13 protein-coding genes are annotated in these 16,639 nt (G+C 74.1%); 6 read left to right on the top strand and 7 right to left on the bottom strand.

The genetic code is table 11. The annotated features are described in order from the left end of the window. Window positions 1-29 precede the first annotated feature (29 nt). Entirely contained in the window at window positions 30-3,611 is a 3,582-nt protein-coding gene (locus Pma05_RS10480) for an AAA family ATPase (RefSeq protein WP_203857256.1), read from the bottom strand. 244 nt (window positions 3,612-3,855) lie between these two features. Between Pma05_RS10480 and Pma05_RS10475 the strand changes: the two genes are divergently transcribed. Continuing rightward, on the top strand, window positions 3,856-4,050 hold the full coding sequence (locus Pma05_RS10475) for a hypothetical protein (protein ID WP_203857151.1): 195 nt from the start codon (window positions 3,856-3,858) through the stop codon (window positions 4,048-4,050). A gap of 283 nt (window positions 4,051-4,333) precedes the next feature. Here the strand turns inward: Pma05_RS10475 and Pma05_RS10470 are convergent, their stop codons facing one another. Next, complete coding sequence (locus tag Pma05_RS10470) at window positions 4,334-5,026, bottom strand: Crp/Fnr family transcriptional regulator (protein ID WP_101367233.1); 693 nt, start codon at window positions 5,024-5,026, stop codon at window positions 4,334-4,336. A gap of 494 nt (window positions 5,027-5,520) precedes the next feature. Between Pma05_RS10470 and Pma05_RS10465 the strand changes: the two genes are divergently transcribed. The 4 genes from Pma05_RS10465 to Pma05_RS10450 all read left to right on the top strand — a co-directional run bounded on the left by Pma05_RS10465 (window position 5,521) and on the right by Pma05_RS10450 (window position 8,591). Continuing rightward, window positions 5,521-6,030: a polyadenylate-specific 3'-exoribonuclease AS gene (locus Pma05_RS10465; protein ID WP_203857150.1), complete on the top strand. Its 510-nt coding sequence runs from the start codon at window positions 5,521-5,523 to the stop codon at window positions 6,028-6,030. Between the two features lie 174 nt (window positions 6,031-6,204). After that, window positions 6,205-7,233 (top strand): 6-phosphofructokinase, encoded by a 1,029-nt coding sequence (locus Pma05_RS10460; RefSeq protein WP_203857149.1) that lies wholly within the window; start codon window positions 6,205-6,207, stop codon window positions 7,231-7,233. Window positions 7,234-7,374: 141 nt separating this feature from the next. Beyond that, on the top strand, window positions 7,375-8,193 hold the full coding sequence (gene proC / locus Pma05_RS10455; RefSeq protein ID WP_203857148.1) for a pyrroline-5-carboxylate reductase: 819 nt from the start codon (window positions 7,375-7,377) through the stop codon (window positions 8,191-8,193). 47 nt (window positions 8,194-8,240) lie between these two features. After that, window positions 8,241-8,591, top strand: coding sequence for a DUF2203 domain-containing protein (locus tag Pma05_RS10450; protein ID WP_203857147.1), 351 nt, complete (start codon window positions 8,241-8,243; stop codon window positions 8,589-8,591). 145 nt (window positions 8,592-8,736) lie between these two features. On the opposite strand, the gene Pma05_RS10445 is transcribed toward Pma05_RS10450, so the two are convergent. The 4 genes from Pma05_RS10445 to Pma05_RS10430 all read right to left on the bottom strand — a co-directional run bounded on the left by Pma05_RS10445 (window position 8,737) and on the right by Pma05_RS10430 (window position 14,690). Then, the gene (locus Pma05_RS10445) at window positions 8,737-9,486 is read right to left on the bottom strand and encodes a class F sortase (protein ID WP_239312135.1); all 750 of its coding nucleotides are present in this window, start codon (window positions 9,484-9,486) and stop codon (window positions 8,737-8,739) included. Beyond that, a complete protein-coding gene (locus Pma05_RS10440; protein WP_203857146.1) occupies window positions 9,483-10,406 on the bottom strand; it encodes a DUF4397 domain-containing protein in 924 nt (307 codons plus the stop codon). The genes Pma05_RS10445 and Pma05_RS10440 overlap by 4 nt, the downstream gene beginning before the upstream one ends. 171 nt (window positions 10,407-10,577) lie before the next feature. Beyond that, window positions 10,578-10,793 carry a hypothetical protein gene (locus Pma05_RS10435; RefSeq protein WP_203857145.1) on the bottom strand — a complete coding sequence of 72 codons (216 nt, stop codon included), beginning with the start codon at window positions 10,791-10,793 and terminating at the stop codon, window positions 10,578-10,580. Window positions 10,794-10,823: 30 nt separating this feature from the next. Further along, on the bottom strand, window positions 10,824-14,690 hold the full coding sequence (locus Pma05_RS10430; RefSeq protein ID WP_203857144.1) for a S8 family serine peptidase: 3,867 nt from the start codon (window positions 14,688-14,690) through the stop codon (window positions 10,824-10,826). Window positions 14,691-14,810: 120 nt separating this feature from the next. Here Pma05_RS10430 and Pma05_RS10425 point away from each other — a divergent pair, with 120 nt between their 5' ends. Continuing rightward, a complete protein-coding gene (locus tag Pma05_RS10425; RefSeq protein ID WP_203857143.1) occupies window positions 14,811-15,779 on the top strand; it encodes a TrmB family transcriptional regulator in 969 nt (322 codons plus the stop codon). A gap of 87 nt (window positions 15,780-15,866) precedes the next feature. On the opposite strand, the gene Pma05_RS10420 is transcribed toward Pma05_RS10425, so the two are convergent. After that, window positions 15,867-16,358, bottom strand: coding sequence for a glutathione peroxidase (locus tag Pma05_RS10420; RefSeq protein WP_203857142.1), 492 nt, complete (start codon window positions 16,356-16,358; stop codon window positions 15,867-15,869). Window positions 16,359-16,639 lie beyond the last annotated feature (281 nt).

Below are 16,639 nucleotides of genomic sequence, written 5' to 3'. Positions count from 1 at the left end.
GCCGGTCGGACCCCCGCCCGGCCGGCGGTTCAGGAGGCGAGCATCGGGGCACCGGCCGCCGGTGGGGCGTGGCCGAGCCGGAGCAGGCCGGGCACCCGGTTGCGTAGCGCGAACGCGCGTACCTCGGCCAGCGCCACCTCGGCGGCGGAGTCGTCACCGGCCAGCGCCAGTTCACCGGCGGCGAGCGCCAGCCCGAACATCCGGTCGGTGACGTCCGGGATCCGGGCGTAGCTCTCCGCCGCCGCGACGTAGAGCTGGCCGGCCCGGGCATGGTCGCCGTCCGCGCCGGCCAGCGCGGCCGTCACGGTACGCACCGCCGCCTCCACCCAGAGCGTGGAGTGGGTGACCGCGTCCAGCATCTCCCGGACGCGTACCGCCGAGTCCCGGTCGGTTAGCGCGGCGGCGTACGAGGCGGCCGGGATCCACTCCCCGCTGGCCAGGGCCGGCACGGTCGCCCACGACTCGGCCAGCTCGTCGAGCAGCTCCGCCGCCTCCCCGGTACGCCCCTGTAGGGCCCGGCAGAGCGCGCCCAGGCCGAGCATGTTCCAGTGCAGCCGGTGGAAGCCGCTGCGTCGGGCGGTCTCCAGCGCGTCCGTCACGTCGTCCGGGCCGGCGATCCCGGGGCGGCCGACCGGCGCCACCTCGCCGACCCGCGTCACCGGCCCCGGCGACCCGCCCGGCACCGGCTCGTCGCGCAGCACCCGCAGGTACGCCCGCATCCCGCGCACCTGCATGTCCCAGCGCCCGGCCGGAGTGTCCACGAAACCGTCGGCGACGGTCAGCAGCCGCCCGACGTCACCCTCGCAGTACGCGCGCAGCGCCTCCGCCGAGCCGCCGGTCGACAGCGCCTCGGCCTGGGCCAGCGCCGGGCAGGACGCCACCAGTTCGTCCGCCCGGATCCAGTCGCCCTCCTCCCGCATCGCGTGCGCGAGGTTGCGTACCACCCGGGGCAGCACCACGAGCTGGTGGTCCTGGCAGAACCGCAGGATGGTGTGCAGCTCGTCCAGCCCGGCCCGGTCGCCGGACTGGTAGCGGGCGGTCGCCACGGTGATCCGGGCATCGGTCTGCGGCTCGACCAGGCCGAGTCGTTCGGCGATGTCGGCCGCCGCGCCGGCTGCGGCCACCGCCGGGTCGCGCTCGTAGTTGAGCATGTGCAGCCGGCCCAGCTCGGCGTAGGCGTCCGCCTTCTGGGCGGTGTCCGGCAGCGCGTCGAACAGCTCCACCGCATGGTCCAGACAGGACAGTGCCTCGGCCCGGTCGGCCCGCAGCCAGGCGGCCTTGCCGAGCAGCGTCCAGGCCCGGGCCGCGCCAGCGGGTTCGTCGTACGCGAAGAGCCGGTCGGCGAGGGCGTGCAGTTGGTCGGTACCGCCACCGGCCAGGAAGGCGGTGCCGTCGCGGAAGTAGGAGATCTCGGTGAGCAGCAGCTCCAGGTGCAGCCGGCCGACCGGATCACTGTCGTCGGCCAGCCCCAGCGCCCGCCCAGCGTGGTTGGCCGCCGCGTCCAGCACGTGCAGCGCGTACGCCCGGCGGGCCGCCCGGTGCAGTGCCTCCCGGGCCGGCGGAGCGTACCGCTCGGTGTCCACCCCGAGGGTGTGCGCGATCTCGTGCGCCGCCCAGCGGTGGTGGGCCAGTACCTCGGCCAGGTCGGTGTCCCGGCCCCGGGACATCCCGTCCAGCCAGTCGGCCGTGCGGTCGTGCCGGGCGACCCGCTCGGTCCGGGGCAGCCGCTGGTAGCAGACGTCCCGGACCAACACGTGCCGGAACCGGAACTCCGGCTGGCCGGCCATCGCCGACGTCGCCTGCTCGTGCACGAAGTCCCGCTGCTCCAGCCGGCGCAGCGCCCGCTCCACCGACTCGACCGGCTGGCCGAGCGCCGCCGCGACCGCTCCCGGCCAGAACTGCACGCCGACCACCGAGGCGGCCAGCAGCACCATTCGGTCCGGGCCGTCGAGCAGGTCCACCCGGTTGGCGATCACCGAGTGCACACTCTCCGGCATCGCCAGGTTGTGCTGCTTCTCCAGCGACCAGCCCCGGCCGGACTGGCGCAGCGCGCCCTGCTCGACGAGCATCCGGACGTACTCGTGGGCGTAGAGCGGGTTGCCGTCGGCGACCTCGACCAGCGGGCTGAGCGTGTCGGTGGAGAAGGCCGCCTGGCCGAAGATGTGCCCGTAGAGCGAGGCGATGCCGGTGTCCCGCAACGGCGGCAGGGTGACGCTCATCGAGCCGGTGATGGTGCCGGCCCAGCTCGGTTCCCGGTTGAGCAACTCGGGGCGGGCGGTGCAGAGCAGCAGCAGCGGCACGTTCTGCGCGTACGCCCCGAGCAGCTCGACGAAGTTCAGCATCGCCTCGTCGGCCCAGTGCAGGTCCTCGAAGACGAGTACGGTCGGCTGGCGGGCGGCGAGCGCGACCAGGAACCGCCGCCACGCCGACTCGGACTCCTCGGCCGGCAGCGTCGGCCCGGGCAGCCCGACCACCGGGCGGAGCGCGTCCATCAGCCGGTCCGCCGGCCCCGGCCCGACCAGCTCGACCAGCGCCGACTCCAGCCGCCGGGTGGCGGTCGGCGCCGGATCGGTGTCCAGGATCCCGGCCTCGGCCTTGACGATGTCGGCCAGCGCGGCGAACGTGACGTTCTCGCCGAACGGCGGGCAGCGGCCGACCCGCCAGGTCAGCGGCTCGTCGGTGAGCCGCTCGGTGTGCCGGAACAGTTCCCGGACCAGCCGGCTCTTGCCGATCCCGGCGTGCCCGAGCACCGTCACCATCTGCGGCAGCCGGTCCCGGATGGACCGGTGCAGCGCGTTGACCAGCAGCCCCAGCTCGTGTTCCCGGTCGATCAGCGGGGTGGTGTCCGGCTCGCGGTCCGGCGGCTGCCGGTCCACCGGGGCCAGCGCCAGCCACACCTCGGTCGGCGAGGAACGGCCGCGCAACGTCACCGGCGCCTGCTCCGAGTAGCGGATCGCGTCCCGGGTCAGCGCGTACGTGGTGCCGCAGACCAGTACCCCGCCGGGTGGTGCCACCGACTGCATCCGGGACGCCGTGTTCACCACGTCGCCGGCCACGATGGCCTGACCGCCGTCCCGGGCGGCAGCCACGTCCACCAGCGCCTCACCGGTGGCCACCCCCACCCGGAACCGCAGGTGGTCGGCGCCGGTCGGGGTGAACCGGGTCAGCACCCGCTGCAACTCCAGACCCGCCCGCACACAGCGCAGCGGGTCGGTCTCGGTCGCCACCGGCGCCCCGAACAACGCCATCACGGCGTCGCCGATGTACTTCTCCACCACCCCGCCGTACTGGCCGATGACCCGGCGGGCCGCCGCGAAGAAGGCGGTCTGCATGCCCCGGACCAGCTCCGGGTCGGCCCGCTCGACGTACGGGGTGAAGTCGATGAGGTCCACGAAGAGTACGCTGACCCGCCGCCGGTCCTCCTGGGACATCGTGGCCGGTCGACCGGGCGGGGTGGGCCGGGGCTTGCCGCAGGCCGTACAGAACGCGGCATCCGCGGCCAGTGGCTGGTCGCAGTGCGGACAGGCCGGGGTCAGCTCGGTGCCGCAGCCGCCGCAGAAGCGGTCGCCAGCGGCGGCGATCCGGCCGCATCTGGTGCAGGTAGCGGAGATGCCGTCCTCCTACCGAGTCGAAGGGACGTGCTGTCCACCGGGGTGGTGCTGCCCGGCCGTGGCTGCCGGCCGGAGGCTCCGGCGAGCCGCCGGCCCGCGCGGGTGGGGGTTTCGCCACCGCCGAGTATCAGCGTCCGGCCCGGTGTCGGGAACCAGGCTGTTAGCTAGCGGACAGTCCCACCCATAGTGATCCAAGATACAGTCATTGGCGCCTAGCGATCGACGAGTATCAGGGAGATGGGCAATGGTGTACGTCCGACTGGAAAAGGAATGGACCGACGGCGACGGCGTCGGCCACTCCTCGGGGGACATGATCGACGTGGACGCCGCCACCCTGGCGAAGCTCCAGGCCGCCGGGATCGTCGGCGGGGAGAATCCCGACTGGCCGGGGGCGACCGGCGGCGGTCGGGACACGACCAACTGGCCCGGGGCGACCTGATCGTCCCGGCGCCCAGCGCCCGACCGGGCGTTCCGGAGACCATGGCGGGTTTCCGGAACGCCCGCCGTCACGTCCGGCCCCGGAACACCGCGCAGCCCTGTGCGACCGGACTACTGTCGGGCTCGGGCGGCACCATCTGCTGCGTCGACGGGCTCTGCCGCGTCGACGGACCGCGGGCCTGCGGCACCGTCAACGACCGTCACCTCGGCGACCGGGCCGACCGGACACTGTCGACGGTCCCACCCGGACGTTGCGCCGGTGCCGCGAGTCGGGACGACGGGGGTCAGCGCTCGGCCATGCCGGCGCGGCGGCGCAGCGCCGCGACGTCGGTCACCACGATCCGCCGCCCCTCGGTACGCAGCCAGCCCCGGCTGGCGAACGACCCGATGGCCTGGTTGACGCTCTGCCGCGAACCGCCGGCCATCTCGGCGAGCTGGCTCTGGTTGAGTTCGATTGTGATCATCGGAGCCTGGCTCTCGCCGGCCAGCCGGACCAGCGTCTTGGCGACCCGACCCGGCAGGTCGAGGAAGACGTGGTCGGCGTTCTGCTCGGTCAGCCGGCGGATCAGCCCGCCCAGCGACCGCATCACCGCGTCGAGGATGCGCGGGTTGGAGTGCACCAGCTCCATGAACGCGCCCCGGGACAGCGCCAGGGCGGTGCAGTCCTCGATGGCCTCGGCGGACGCCGACCGGGTGGAGGCGTCCAGCAGGGACACCTCGCCGAGTACGTCCGGCGGGCGGATGACGTTGAGTACCGCGCGCTCGCCGGTCGGCGCGGTGCGGAACACCGCGACCGCTCCCCGGCGCAGGACGATCAGGGACTCGCCGGGATCGTTCTCGACGAACAGCAGTTGCCCCTTGCGGTAGGTGCGCGGCACCGCCGCGGCGATCACCCGCTGGCGCACCTCTGGCTCAAGGCCGGCGAACATGTCGACGCCGGTGAGGGCGTCGCCCGGCTCAGGCAGGCGAACCTCCACGGCTCAACCCCTCCCCGGTAAATATCCCAGTTCTGCTCTCGGCCGACCCGCAACCGACCGAGGAAGCAAGGTGAAACTGATACCGGTAGGGTCCGGTAGCGGTACACATCAGATCATGACGGTCGTGTCGCTTGCTGTACACCCCTCAAATCACTTCTGTGACAGTTCTGCCGCTGACCAGGGAGCATTCTGACGTCAGATCCGCTACCGGGTGGGGACCGTACGGGGGCGTGGCGGATGCGTGGGGGCGCGGGAAGCCGCGACCGGCCGGAGGGCGAGCCACGTCCCGCTGGCCGGCCGCGGTGGACCCGGGTGCGACCGGCGTGGGGGCGCCGGCCGGACCGGCAGGGAAGGGCGTGGTGATCCGCCGACACTTCAGGATCACCACGCCGACCGCCCCCGCCGCGTACCCCGACCGGGCAGGCCGGCGCCGAATGGTGGAAATTCCACCCCCGATTCCCGTACGGCGGGACGGATGGGCAAGGATGGCGGCGATGGTCTACCGCTATTTCTACGACTGTGAGTTCATCGAGGACGGCCGGCTCGTCGACCTCGTGTCAATCGGTGTCGTCGACGAGTACGGTCGCGAGTTCTACGCGGTCTCCACCGAGTTCGACGACTCCCGCGCCGTGCCGTGGGTACGCCGGCACGTGCTGGACAAGCTGCCGTCCCCGGGCGACGGGGCGTGGCGCTCCCGGGAGCGGATCCGGGACGATCTCTACGAGTTCCTGATGGAGCCGGTCCGGGACCGGCCGGGGGAGAAGCTGGAACTCTGGGCCTGGTACGCGGCGTACGACCACGTGGTGCTCGCCCAGCTCTGGGGAGCGATGCCGGCGCTGCCCCGGGAGATTCCCCGGTTCACCAAGGAGCTGCGTCAGCGCTGGGAGGACCGGGGCAGCCCGCCGCTGCCGGACGCCGCCTCCGACCGGCACGACGCGCTGGTCGACGCCCGGCACAACCTCGCCCGCTGGCAGGCGATGCACGCCCGGCCGGCGCAGTCCTGAACCCGCCTCATGATCATCCGTCGGCGGCCAGGGCGCGGTGGTCGGGCTCGGGGCGGGCGACTACAGTGCGCAATGACGGCCCGCCCCGGGCCGGCAACGACGCCGACGGTCTCACCCGACTTTCACCCTGGGGCTTGACGGGCTCAATCGAAGCTCCTGGAGGAGAAGCAGATCATGCGTATCGGCGTGCTCACCGGTGGTGGTGACTGCCCGGGTCTGAACGCGGTGATCCGAGCGGTGGTGCGCAAGGGCGTCGCCACCTACGACCACGAATTTGTCGGGTTCCGTGACGGCTGGCGCGGCCCGCTGGAGGGGCTGACCAAGCCGCTCGGCATCGCGGAGGTGCGGGGCATCCTGCCGCGCGGTGGCACCATCCTCGGCTCCTCCCGGACCAACCCCTTCAAGATCGAGGGCGGGGTCGAGCAGATCAAGAACAACCTGGCGCAGCAGGGCGTGGACGCGCTGGTGGCGATCGGCGGCGAGGACACCCTCGGCGTCGCCACCAAGCTGCACGAACTCGGCGTCCAGGTGGTCGGCGTACCGAAGACGATCGACAACGACCTGGGTTCGACCGACTACACCTTCGGGTTCGACACCGCGGTGAACATCGCGATGGAGGCGATCGACCGGCTGCACACCACCGCCGAGAGCCACCACCGCACCCTGGTCGTCGAGGTGATGGGTCGGCACGCCGGCTGGATCGCCCTGCACGCCGGCCTGGCCGGTGGGGCGAACGTGATCCTCCTGCCCGAGCGGCAGTTCGACGTCGACCAGGTCGCGACCTACGTCGAGAAGCGCTTCCAGAAGCAGTACGCCCCGATCGTGGTGGTCGCGGAGGGCGCACAGCCGCTCGACGGCCAGATGGTGCTGCACAACCAGGAACTGGACGCCTTCGGGCACGTCCGGCTCGGCGGCATCGGGCAGTGGCTCGCCGAGCAGTTGGAGGCGAAGACCGGCAAGGAGGCCCGGACGGTCGTACTCGGGCACATCCAGCGCGGCGGCACCCCGACCGCGTTCGACCGGGTGCTCGCCACCCGGCTCGGCCTACAGGCGATCGACGCCGTCAACGAGGGCGACTGGGGCAAGATGGTCGCCATGCAGGGCACCGACATCGTCCGGGTCCCGCTGGCCGAGGCGACCCGTGAGCTGAAGACCGTGCCGCTGGAGCGCTACACCGAGGCCGAGGTCTTCTTCGGTAGCTGACGACTCGCGGCGGCGGGTTGGCCCGCCGCGTCCGGCAACGATATCGAGTCTGACCGCTCGGAGCCGGACCCGGCGGGCCACCCCCGACCCGAGTGGCCACCTGGCTGCGACGGCTTGACGGCCTGCACCTGAGGAGGAGCGATGGCGCCGGGAGCGCACACCGTTGCCGTGATCGGCACCGGCAAGATCGGTGAACTGATGCTCTCCGGGCTGCTCCGGGCGGGCTGGCCGGTGGACCGGCTGCTGGCCACCACCCGGCGGCAGAGCCGCGCCGAGGAGATCGCCACCCGGTACGGCGTACGGGTGGTGGAGAACCTGGCGGCGGTCGCCGAGGCGGACGTGCTCGCGGTCTCGGTCAAGCCACAGGACGCCGACGCGCTGTTCGACGAGATCGGCCCGAAGGTACCGGCCGACAAGCTGGTGGTCTCGCTCTGCGCGGGGCTGCCGACGAACTTCTTCGCCCGGCGGCTGCCCGAGGGCACCCCGGTGGTCCGGGTGATGACCAACACACCGGCCCTGGTCGACGAGGCGATGACGGCGATCTCCGCCGGGGTGCACGCCACCGCCACGCACCTGGCACTCGCCGAGGAGATGTTCCGGCCGCTCGGCGCGACGATCCGGGTGCCGGAGTCCCAGCAGGACGCGGTGACCGCGCTCTCCGGCTCCGGCCCGGCCTACTTCTATCTGCTGGTCGAGGCGATGGTCGACGCCGGCATCCTGCTCGGGCTGCCCCGCCAGGTGGCGCACGAGTTGATCGTGCAGACCGCGATCGGCTCGGCGGTGATGCTGCGGGACTCCGGCGAGCACCCGGTGAAGCTGCGTGAGGCGGTCACCTCGCCGGCCGGTACCACCATCTCGGCGATCCGCGAACTGGAGAACCACGGCGTACGCGCGGCGTTGCTGGCGGCGCTGGAGGCGGCCCGGGACCGGGCGCGGGAGATCGCGGCACAGAACGACTGAGCCGTACGTCCGGCCCGATCCGGGCCCCGGTGCCCCATAATTTGTCCGTGTTCACCCTTGCCCAGGCACGTCACCTGATCGCGACGCTGCGCCCACGGATCGACGAGCTGATCGTGCTCCGCGCCGACCTGGCCGAGCTGCGGGCCGACCTGACCGACCGGGGAGCGAGCCCGCTCGGCGGGCTGGCCGAGGTCAAGGGCCTGGAGGCGCGGGTCTTCGGCATCCTGGAGGAGCTGAGCGGGCACGACATCCAGGTCAAGGGCTTCGCCCCGGTGCTGCTCGACTTCCCCGGCGAGCGGGCCGGCCGGCCGGTGCTCTGGTGCTGGCTGGAGGGGGACAGCGACCTGAGGTGGTACCACCGGGTGGAGTGCGGCTTCTCGGGCCGACGCCCCGTCTGACCCCGAGCCTGAGCCGGCTCTGACCCCGACCGGGTCTTGGCCGGCTCCGACCCCGACCGGGTCTTGGCCGGCTCCGACCCCGACCGGGTCATGGCCGGCTCCGACCCCGAGCGGGGCTGCGTCGGCGGCCGACCCCGATCCGGCCTCAGCCGGCGGCCGACTCCGGGAGCACCACCGGTGCTTCGGCGACGGCGAAGACCACCAGGTTGTCCCGGTAGTGCCGGCTGGGCCGGTCGAAGGCGCCGCCACAGGTGATCAGCCGCAGCTCCGGGCCGGGGGTGGGGCCGTAGACGGCGTCGGTCGGGAACTCGTCCTTGGCGTGCCGGCTGCTCCCGGTCACCCGGAACGGGATCCACCGGTCGCCGCGCCGCACCTCGACCCGGTCGCCCGGGCGCAGTTCGGAGAGCCGGGCGAAGACCGCCGGTCCGGTGGTCGAGTCGACGTGCCCGGCCAGTACCGCCGGCCCGACGTCCCCGGGGGCGGTGCCGGCGGCGTACCAACCGACCTCGGCGAAGTCGCCGGGAGTGCCGAGCCGGCCGGACCGGTCCAGCCGCAGCCGGGTCAGGGCCGAGTCGACCCGGATCCGCGGGATGCGTACCCGGGTCGGTGCGCCCGTGGGTGCCTGGTCGGTGGCGCCCGCCGGGGTGGCCCGGCAGCCGTCCGGGCAGTCCGGCGGCCCGGCGGACATCGGCGGCGCGGCCGGCCCCGGCAGCGCGACCGGCAGCGGTGCCGGCACCGCGTCGCCGGTCAGCGCGACACCGAGGCTCGCCCCGAGCACCGCGCAGAGCACCAGGTTGACGCCCGGGGCTGTCGCGGGGCCGGGCCGACCAGGCCGGCCGCCCGGCCCGGCCCGGCCCCGCGAGCAGAAGAGGACCCGGAAGAAGGCGGTGGTCACGCAGCTCGATCCGGCCCTTGCTGCGGGTCCACACCAGCCGCGAGTCGGCGGCGCCGGAGCGCGGACCGGCCGGCCGCCGCGACGACGACCGCGCCGAGCGCGCCGACCGAGGCCAGCCCGAGCGGGTACCCGGAATCGGCCGGCCCGGCCGTGCCACCGGCTCCGGTGTCCACCCCACCGTTCGGCACCACCACCCCGCCCCGCGCGTCGACCCGCAGCTCGGTGGTCAACCCGCCCGCCTTGGCGTCGAGCACCAACAGCGAGTAGACCGTCCCGCCCCGCAGCGACACGTCGGTCGTCGTCGCCCTCGCCCCGGTCGCCGACAGCCGCAGCGTCGACCGCCCCGGCGGGACCTGGTGGTACGGCGTGGTGGTGGCGAAGGGTACGGCGTCGGCGATGCTCGGCCCGTCGGCGACCGCGACGTCGATCACGGGTGCCCGTACGGACGCCTGCACCACCCGTACCTTGGCCCGGCCCTCGGCGGGTGCGCTCAGGTCGTCGTCGAGCACCTTGAGGCCCAGCTCGGCGTACCGGCCGACCCCGGCGACCGTGTACGCCTCGCCGGACTTCACCGACACGCTGGTGGTGAGTACCGGTGGATCGCTGGCCGGCGCCCCGGCCCGGCGCATCGCGACGGCGTACGGGCCGGTCGGCAGCGGCAGGTACGGCGACAGCACGCCGTAGCCGACCGCCTTGAACACCTGCGGTTCGGTCGAGTCGCCGGCCGGGCCGAGGTAGACGTCGACGGCCGGGGTGTCCGGCGACAGGTGGGCCAGCCGGACGTATCCGATCGCGGCCGTGGCGCCGGCCGGACTGGCGAGCGCGGCGGACAGGCCGGACAGGCCGAGTCCGAGACCGAGGGCGGCGGCTGCCGCGGCGATCCGCCGCCCGGTCCGGACAGGTCGTTCGAGGTGCTCCATCTCGCCTCCTGGGATGTGGCCGGCAGGCTATCGACCCGGCGGCCCGGCATGTCGCACCCACGGTCCGTCCACCCGGGACTGCTCGGGAGTGGAACGTCCGGCGGGACCGGAGGCGCCGGGGACAGGGTCCCGAGCACCCGGCGGGGGAGCAAGCGCGCCACACGCAGTGACTCAATCGTTACGCAACGCCGAGGCCGCCGCCTGGGCCGGTCGGGCCGGGTCACTTCCCCCGGAGGGCTGAGCTGCCGGCCGGGCAGCGCGGCGGCGACCCGGAGGGCTGAGCTGCCGGCCGGGCAGTACGGCGGCGGCGGCCGGCAGCACCGGGCGGCAGCGCAGCACAGGGCTGCGCACCAGAACCCGGCACTCCCGGCCGACCGCCGCCCGCATCCGTCCAGTGTCGCAGGCGTGCGCCTCAGCTCAACCGGTCACCCGCCAGGCTCGGGTGATGGTCTGCTCGACGCCGTTGCCGTCCCGGTCCACGGCGGTCACCCGGAGGGTGGCGAACTCCGCCCCGGCGGGAGCGGCCGGAAGGGTCGCCCGCACCTCCCGGTCGCCCCGGGTGCTCGCGTCCCGCCAGTGCGCGCCGTCGTCGTAGGAGACCGCGACCCGTACCGTGAACCGGCCAGGGCCGGTCGCCCCGGGCTGGTAGCCGGGGCGCAGCACCAGCGGGTACGGCCGGTCGGCCCGGACCGTGTTGGTCAGGTCGGTCTCGACGTCGTAGCCGAGCTGCGGCAGCGGCAGCACCACCGGCTGGTCGCCGCGCGGTCGACCGGACCGGAACGTCCAGGTCGTCGACGTGGCGGTCGAGGTGGTCCACCAGGGACGCTCGGCGTACCAGTCCCGGGTCACGTCGAGGCGGAGCTGATAGCGCCCGGTGTCGCCCGGCACGGTGAACTGGGTGGACGACGCGCCGCTCCGGCCGAGTACCCTGCCGTCCCGGCTCAGCGTCAGCTCGCTGCGGTCGGAGCGGCCGTCGACCCAGCCGTACGCGGTGGCGGCACCGTCGGCGTACTGCGGGACGGCGACCCGGATCGCGTCGTACGCCCGGTTCACCGGCAGCCCGTACGCGTGGTCCGCGCTCACCGTCCCCGGCACGGCGGGCCGGGTCAGGGCCGGGAACCACACCTCCCGGACCCGCTCGCCGGCCCGGTACGCCCGCAGCGGGCCCCACATCTGCCCCTGCGGGTTGCCGACCTGGAACGCCTCCAGGATTCCGGTGCTCCGCCAGGCGACGCCCCGGGTGCTGACGTGGTCGGTACGCCGGTGCGCGGCGGTGATGGCGCGGCTGAAGCCGAACCCGGTCGACACCCCGTCCGGATAGCCGGCCCTGGTCTCCCGGGCCAGCATCGCCGGCGCGTGCTGGTGGAACTCGGACTCCACAGTGGCCAGCGCGAGTTCGTCGGCGGTGTAGTGCAGGTCCGCCGGCACCCGGCCCCGCTCCGGCAGCAGCAGGTCGTAGCGGTACGGCGACCGGGCGACGGCGTCCAGTGCGAGCGTCGCCGGCCCGGCCGTCAGCCGCTCCCGGAGCCGCTGCGCCACGCCCGCGTCCAGCCGGTACGCCGGCACCGGCGAGCCGAACCCGAAGGCGTCGTGGTAGCCCGGCGTCGGGCCGGCCAGGAAGACCGCCCGCGCGCCGGCCGCGCCCGCCGCACGCAACTGCGCGACGCCGGGAGCCTCCTCGCCGCCCTGGTCGAGCCGGATCAGCACCAGCGCGTCCCGGGCTCCGGCCCTGGCCAGTTCGGCGGGCGTACCGTCGCCGCCGTCGACGAGCCGGGCGCTGCTCCGGCCGTCCAGCAGCGGTGTGTCGGCGACCTCCCGTAGGCCCGGCACCGGGAAGCCGCCCGGGCCGGTCACCTCGGCGGTGAGGGTCGGCGCGGCCAGGTCCCACCGGCTGAAGAACTGGAAGGTACCGGTCGACACCGGTCGGGTCGGCGCGACGTACATCCGGCGGATGGTGTCGAGGTTGAGCGACTCGCCGGAGAGCAGCGCGGCGGCCGGCGTGGCCCGCTGCCAGACCAGGGCGGCCTGCACGGCCGTGGTCCGGTCCGGGGTGTCGACCCGGATCTCCCGACCGGTCCGGGCGTCCTGCCGCAGCGTCCGGTCCGCCTCGACGGTCAGCTCCGGCTCGGCGAGCAGCGTGGCGTCCTCGGGGTAGCCCGACGGGGCCATGCCGAACACCCAGGTCGCCAGGGCGTAACGGCCGGCCGGCAGCTCGACGGTGGGGGGCTGCCCGCCGCCGAAGTGCGCCCAGTGCTTCTCGCCGGTGTCCAGGTTGAACAGTTGGGACCGGCTGTAGAAGTCGGCCAGCGGCCGACCCTGACGGTCCACCGCCTCGATCGTCAGCGTCCGGGTCGGCGGCACGACGTGGAACCCGATCGGGGTACGCAGCTCCGCGCCGCCGCCCCGGACGGTCAGCGCTCCGGCGTACAGGTTGGGGGCGGTGCCGGTCGGGTCGAGCCGGACGACCGCGCTGGCCCGCCCGCCGGCCGGTACGGTCAGCCGGGTCGGCGAGACGCCGACGACCGCCCGCCGCTGGTCGGCACCGACGTCGCGGGCCTCGGCGGAGAGGGTGAGGGTCACCGGCCGGCGACCGGGGTTCGTGAAACCGACGGTGGCGCTCCGGGCCGGCGTACCGGCCGGGATCTTGCCCAGGGCGAGCGTCGCGGTGTCGACGGTGACCGGCTGGTCCAGGGCATCGGCGACGTCGACCCGACCGCCGCCCTGGGCCCAGGCCGGGGTGTCCCGGCTCGGCACGGCGCTGCTGACCAGGGCCGCCTTGAGTTGGTCGGCCCGCCAGTCCGGGTGCCGCTGGGCGAGTAGTGCCGCCGCGCCGGCGACGTGCGGGGCGGCCATCGAGGTGCCGGACATCGAGGTGTGGCCGGCGTCGACCACCTCGCCGAGGGTGGTCCCGGCGGCGCGGGCCGCGACGATGCCGACCCCGGGGGCGGTGATCTCCGGCTTGACCGCGCCGTCGCCGAGCCGCGGACCCCGGCTGGAGAAGTCGGCGATCCGGTCCCGGTCGTCGACCGCGCCGACGGTCAGCGCCCGGTCCGCCGTACCCGGCGTGGCGACCGTCTGCCGACCGGGGCCGGCGTTGCCGGCGCTGACTACGAAGAGCGCGCCGGAGCTGGCGGAGAGCGCGTCGAGCGCCTCGGTGACCGGGTCCGGTCCCTCGGCGGCCTGGCCGCCGAGGCTCAGGTTGACCACCCGGGCGCCCTGGCGCACCGCCCACTCCATGCCGGCGATCACCCAGGAGAGGTCTCCGAAACCCTGGTCGTCGAGCACCTTGCCGATCAGCAGCCGGGCGCCGGGCGCGACTCCCTTGCCGCCCGGCCCCGTGCTGCCGGAACCGTTGCCTCCCGAACTCTTGCCGTCGGGACGCCGCTCGTCGCTGCGACCGGTGCTGCCGGCGCCGGCGATGGTGGCGGCGACGTGGGTGCCGTGTCCGACCCGGTCGGTGGTGTCGGGGGTACCGGTGAAGCTGGCCGCCGCGCTGACCCGGCCGGCGAGGTCGGGGTGGCTCGGGTCGTAGCCGCTGTCCAGGACGGCGACCTTCACGCCCCGGCCGTCGTACCCGGCCCGCCACGCCTGCGGTGCACCGATCTGCGGCACGCTCTCGGCCAGGTCGGCCCGGACCCGCCGGTCCAGCCACAGCTTGCCGAAGCCGCTCGCCAGGGTGCCGGCCCCGGCTGTGGTGGGGCCGGTTGTGGCCCGGTTGCCGTCCCGAGTGGCGTCGCCGGTGACGGCGGCCCAGAAGTCGGCGGCCCGGGACTTCTCGGCGCCGACCGCGATCGCCCCGATGCTGGGCAGTTCACGGTGCCGGGTGGCGCCGGTCGGGGTCGCCGGTGCGGCGGCCCGCAGCCCCGGTGCGGCGGGGGCACCGGTGAGCAGCAGTGGCAGGTTGGGCCGGGCCGCGTCCGAGTAGCCCTCGGCGACCAGGTCGGTGATATTGAACAGGGCCGGGTCGACCCGCCCGGCGGCGACCAGCGGCAGCGCCTCGTAGGGCGTGACGTGCAGGTCTCCGTCGTGTTCGGAGAGCTGGAAGCCGAGACCCTTGGGCGTGCCCCGGTCGTCCACCTCGGCCACCTGCCGACCGTCCGCGAAGGTGCTGAGCCGGACGACGTCTCCGGTGACCAGGGTGACGGTGTGCACCGCCGCCGGTCCGGAGGGGACCGCTGGCGCGACTGCGCCACCGTGTGGCGCGGCGGCGGCCGGCGGCGCCCCGGCGGCCAGGATGGCGACGGTGACCGCGAACGCGATGACCGTACGTGGTGGTCTGACCACGAAAGCTCCCTTGACGTGCTGCTAGATCATCGGGCAGCGTCACACTTCGTCACTATGCCGGTAAAGGATCCGGAGTGAGCGCAACTGCGCCATGACCTAGATGCGCCAGGAGGTTCCTCCGTGCTGAAGTTCGCCGGACTGAGCACGGTGGAGGAGTCGGCGTACCTGGCGCTGATCCGGCAGGGCGGCGCGCGGCTGGTCGACCTCGCGGACCGGCTCGGGCTCTCGGAGGCGCGGGCACGCCGGGTGGTCGGGGTACTCGAACGCGAGGGCTTCGTGCACCGCACCCCGCCACCGGCCGAACGGGTCGTACCGGTGCCGCCCGACCTCGCCGTCGAGCAACTGATCCGGCGCCGGTACGCCGAACTGGAACTCACCCGGGAGGCGGCGCACCGGCTCGCCGCCGAGGCACAGGGGCGGGCGAGCAACCGGCGTACCGAGGAGCTGATCGAGATCGTCTCGGGGCGGGCGGCGGTCGGCCGAGCCTTCGAGCGGGTGCAGCGCAGCGCGCGGCAGGAGATGCGGGTGCTGGTGGCACCCCCGTACGCCACCCCGATCTCGCTGAACACCACCCAGTTCGACCGGGAGGCCGCCGGGGTGGCCTACCGGGCGGTGTACGACAGCAGCGCCCTGGACGACCCCGAGTTCGCGGCCAGCGTGGCCGCGCACATCCGCGCGGGTGAGGCGGCCCGGCTCGCCGTCGGGCTCCCCACCAAGCTCGCGGTCGCGGACCGCACCCTGGCGCTGCTGCCGCTGGCCTGGACCGCGTCGGCGCACAACGCGGCGTTGCTGGTGCACCCGTGCGGCCTGCTGGACGCCCTGGTGGCGCTCTTCGAGACGCTGTGGACCCAGGCGACCCCGCTGTCGGCGGCCGGGCTGGAGCAGGTGTCGACGGCGGTCGGCATCTCCGCCGAGGACCGCCACCTGCTGTCGCTGCTGGTGGCGGGGCTGACCGACGAGGCGGCCGGCGCCCGGCTCGGGATCAGCCGCCGCACCGTCGTACGCCGGGTGCAGGTGCTGATGGAGCGCACCAACTCCCGCTCCCGGCTCCAACTCGGCTGGCAGGCCCACGAACGCGGCTGGCTCTGACGGCGCGCGTTGCCGCGGACCCTGACCGGCTCTGATGGCGACGCCCCGGCTGGCTCTGACGCCCGACGCCGGCCGCCTCGTCCGGGACTACTTCGGCAGTACCCGCTCGATGGCGGCGGTGATCTCCGGCGACTCCGGCTCGACCTGCGGCGCGAACCGGGCGACCGCAATGCCGTCCGGGCCGACCAGGAACTTCTCGAAGTTCCACCGGATGTCGCCGGAGTGTCCGTCGGGGTCCGCCGTGTCGACCAGCGCGGCATAGAGCGGGTGCCGGCCGGGGCCGTTCACGTCGATCTTCTCGGTCATCGGGAAGGTCGCCCCGAAGGTGGAGCGGGCGAACTCGGCGATCTCGGCCGGAGTGCCCGGCTCCTGCTCGGCGAACTGGTTGCTGGGTACGCCGAGCACGGTCAGCCCGCGGTCCGCGTAGGTCTGGTGCAGGGTCTGGAGCCCGGCGTACTGCGGGGTCAGCCCGCACTTGGAGGCGAGGTTGACCACCAGCATGGCGTTGCCCCGGAACTGCGCCAGGTCGGCGAAACCGTCGCCGGTCAGCGCTCCGATCTGGACGTCGAATACGGTCACCGGTTGCCTCCGCGCCGGTCGTCGCCGCGTCGCCGCAGTCGGGCCCGACTGACATTCACTTTCCGCTCGGTCATGGCCCAGAGGCTACCGGGCGCCGGCGTCGTCAGGATCGACTTCCCGGCCACTCGCCCACCGTGGCCGCCTCTCCGCCGACCCCCTCGGCCGCCCCCTCGGTTCGGTGGCGGCTGCCGCGCGGTCCTCGGCCGGCGCCGCTCGGTCGGCGTGCGGTCCTCGGTCGGCGTCGCTCGGTCGCCGCGCGATCCTCTGCCGGCGTCGCTCGG

The organism is Plantactinospora mayteni (assembly GCF_016862935.1).
GTDB classification, from domain to species: Bacteria; Actinomycetota; Actinomycetes; order Mycobacteriales; family Micromonosporaceae; genus Plantactinospora; species Plantactinospora mayteni.
Note: the sequence above shows the minus strand (reverse complement) of the source record. Positions and strands in the feature narration are given on the sequence as shown.

Excerpts from the sequence above, each read along its gene's own strand:
- Pma05_RS10475 (WP_203857151.1), top strand. The coding sequence starts at position 3,856 with ATGGTGTACGTCCGACTGGAAAAGGAATGGACCGACGGCGACGGCGTC.
- Pma05_RS10465 (WP_203857150.1), top strand. The coding sequence starts at position 5,521 with ATGGTCTACCGCTATTTCTACGACTGTGAGTTCATCGAGGACGGCCGG.
- Pma05_RS10460 (WP_203857149.1), top strand. The coding sequence starts at position 6,205 with ATGCGTATCGGCGTGCTCACCGGTGGTGGTGACTGCCCGGGTCTGAAC.
- proC (WP_203857148.1), top strand. The coding sequence starts at position 7,375 with ATGGCGCCGGGAGCGCACACCGTTGCCGTGATCGGCACCGGCAAGATC.
- Pma05_RS10440 (WP_203857146.1), bottom strand. The coding sequence starts at position 10,406 with ATGGAGCACCTCGAACGACCTGTCCGGACCGGGCGGCGGATCGCCGCG.
- Pma05_RS10435 (WP_203857145.1), bottom strand. The coding sequence starts at position 10,793 with ATGCGGGCGGCGGTCGGCCGGGAGTGCCGGGTTCTGGTGCGCAGCCCT.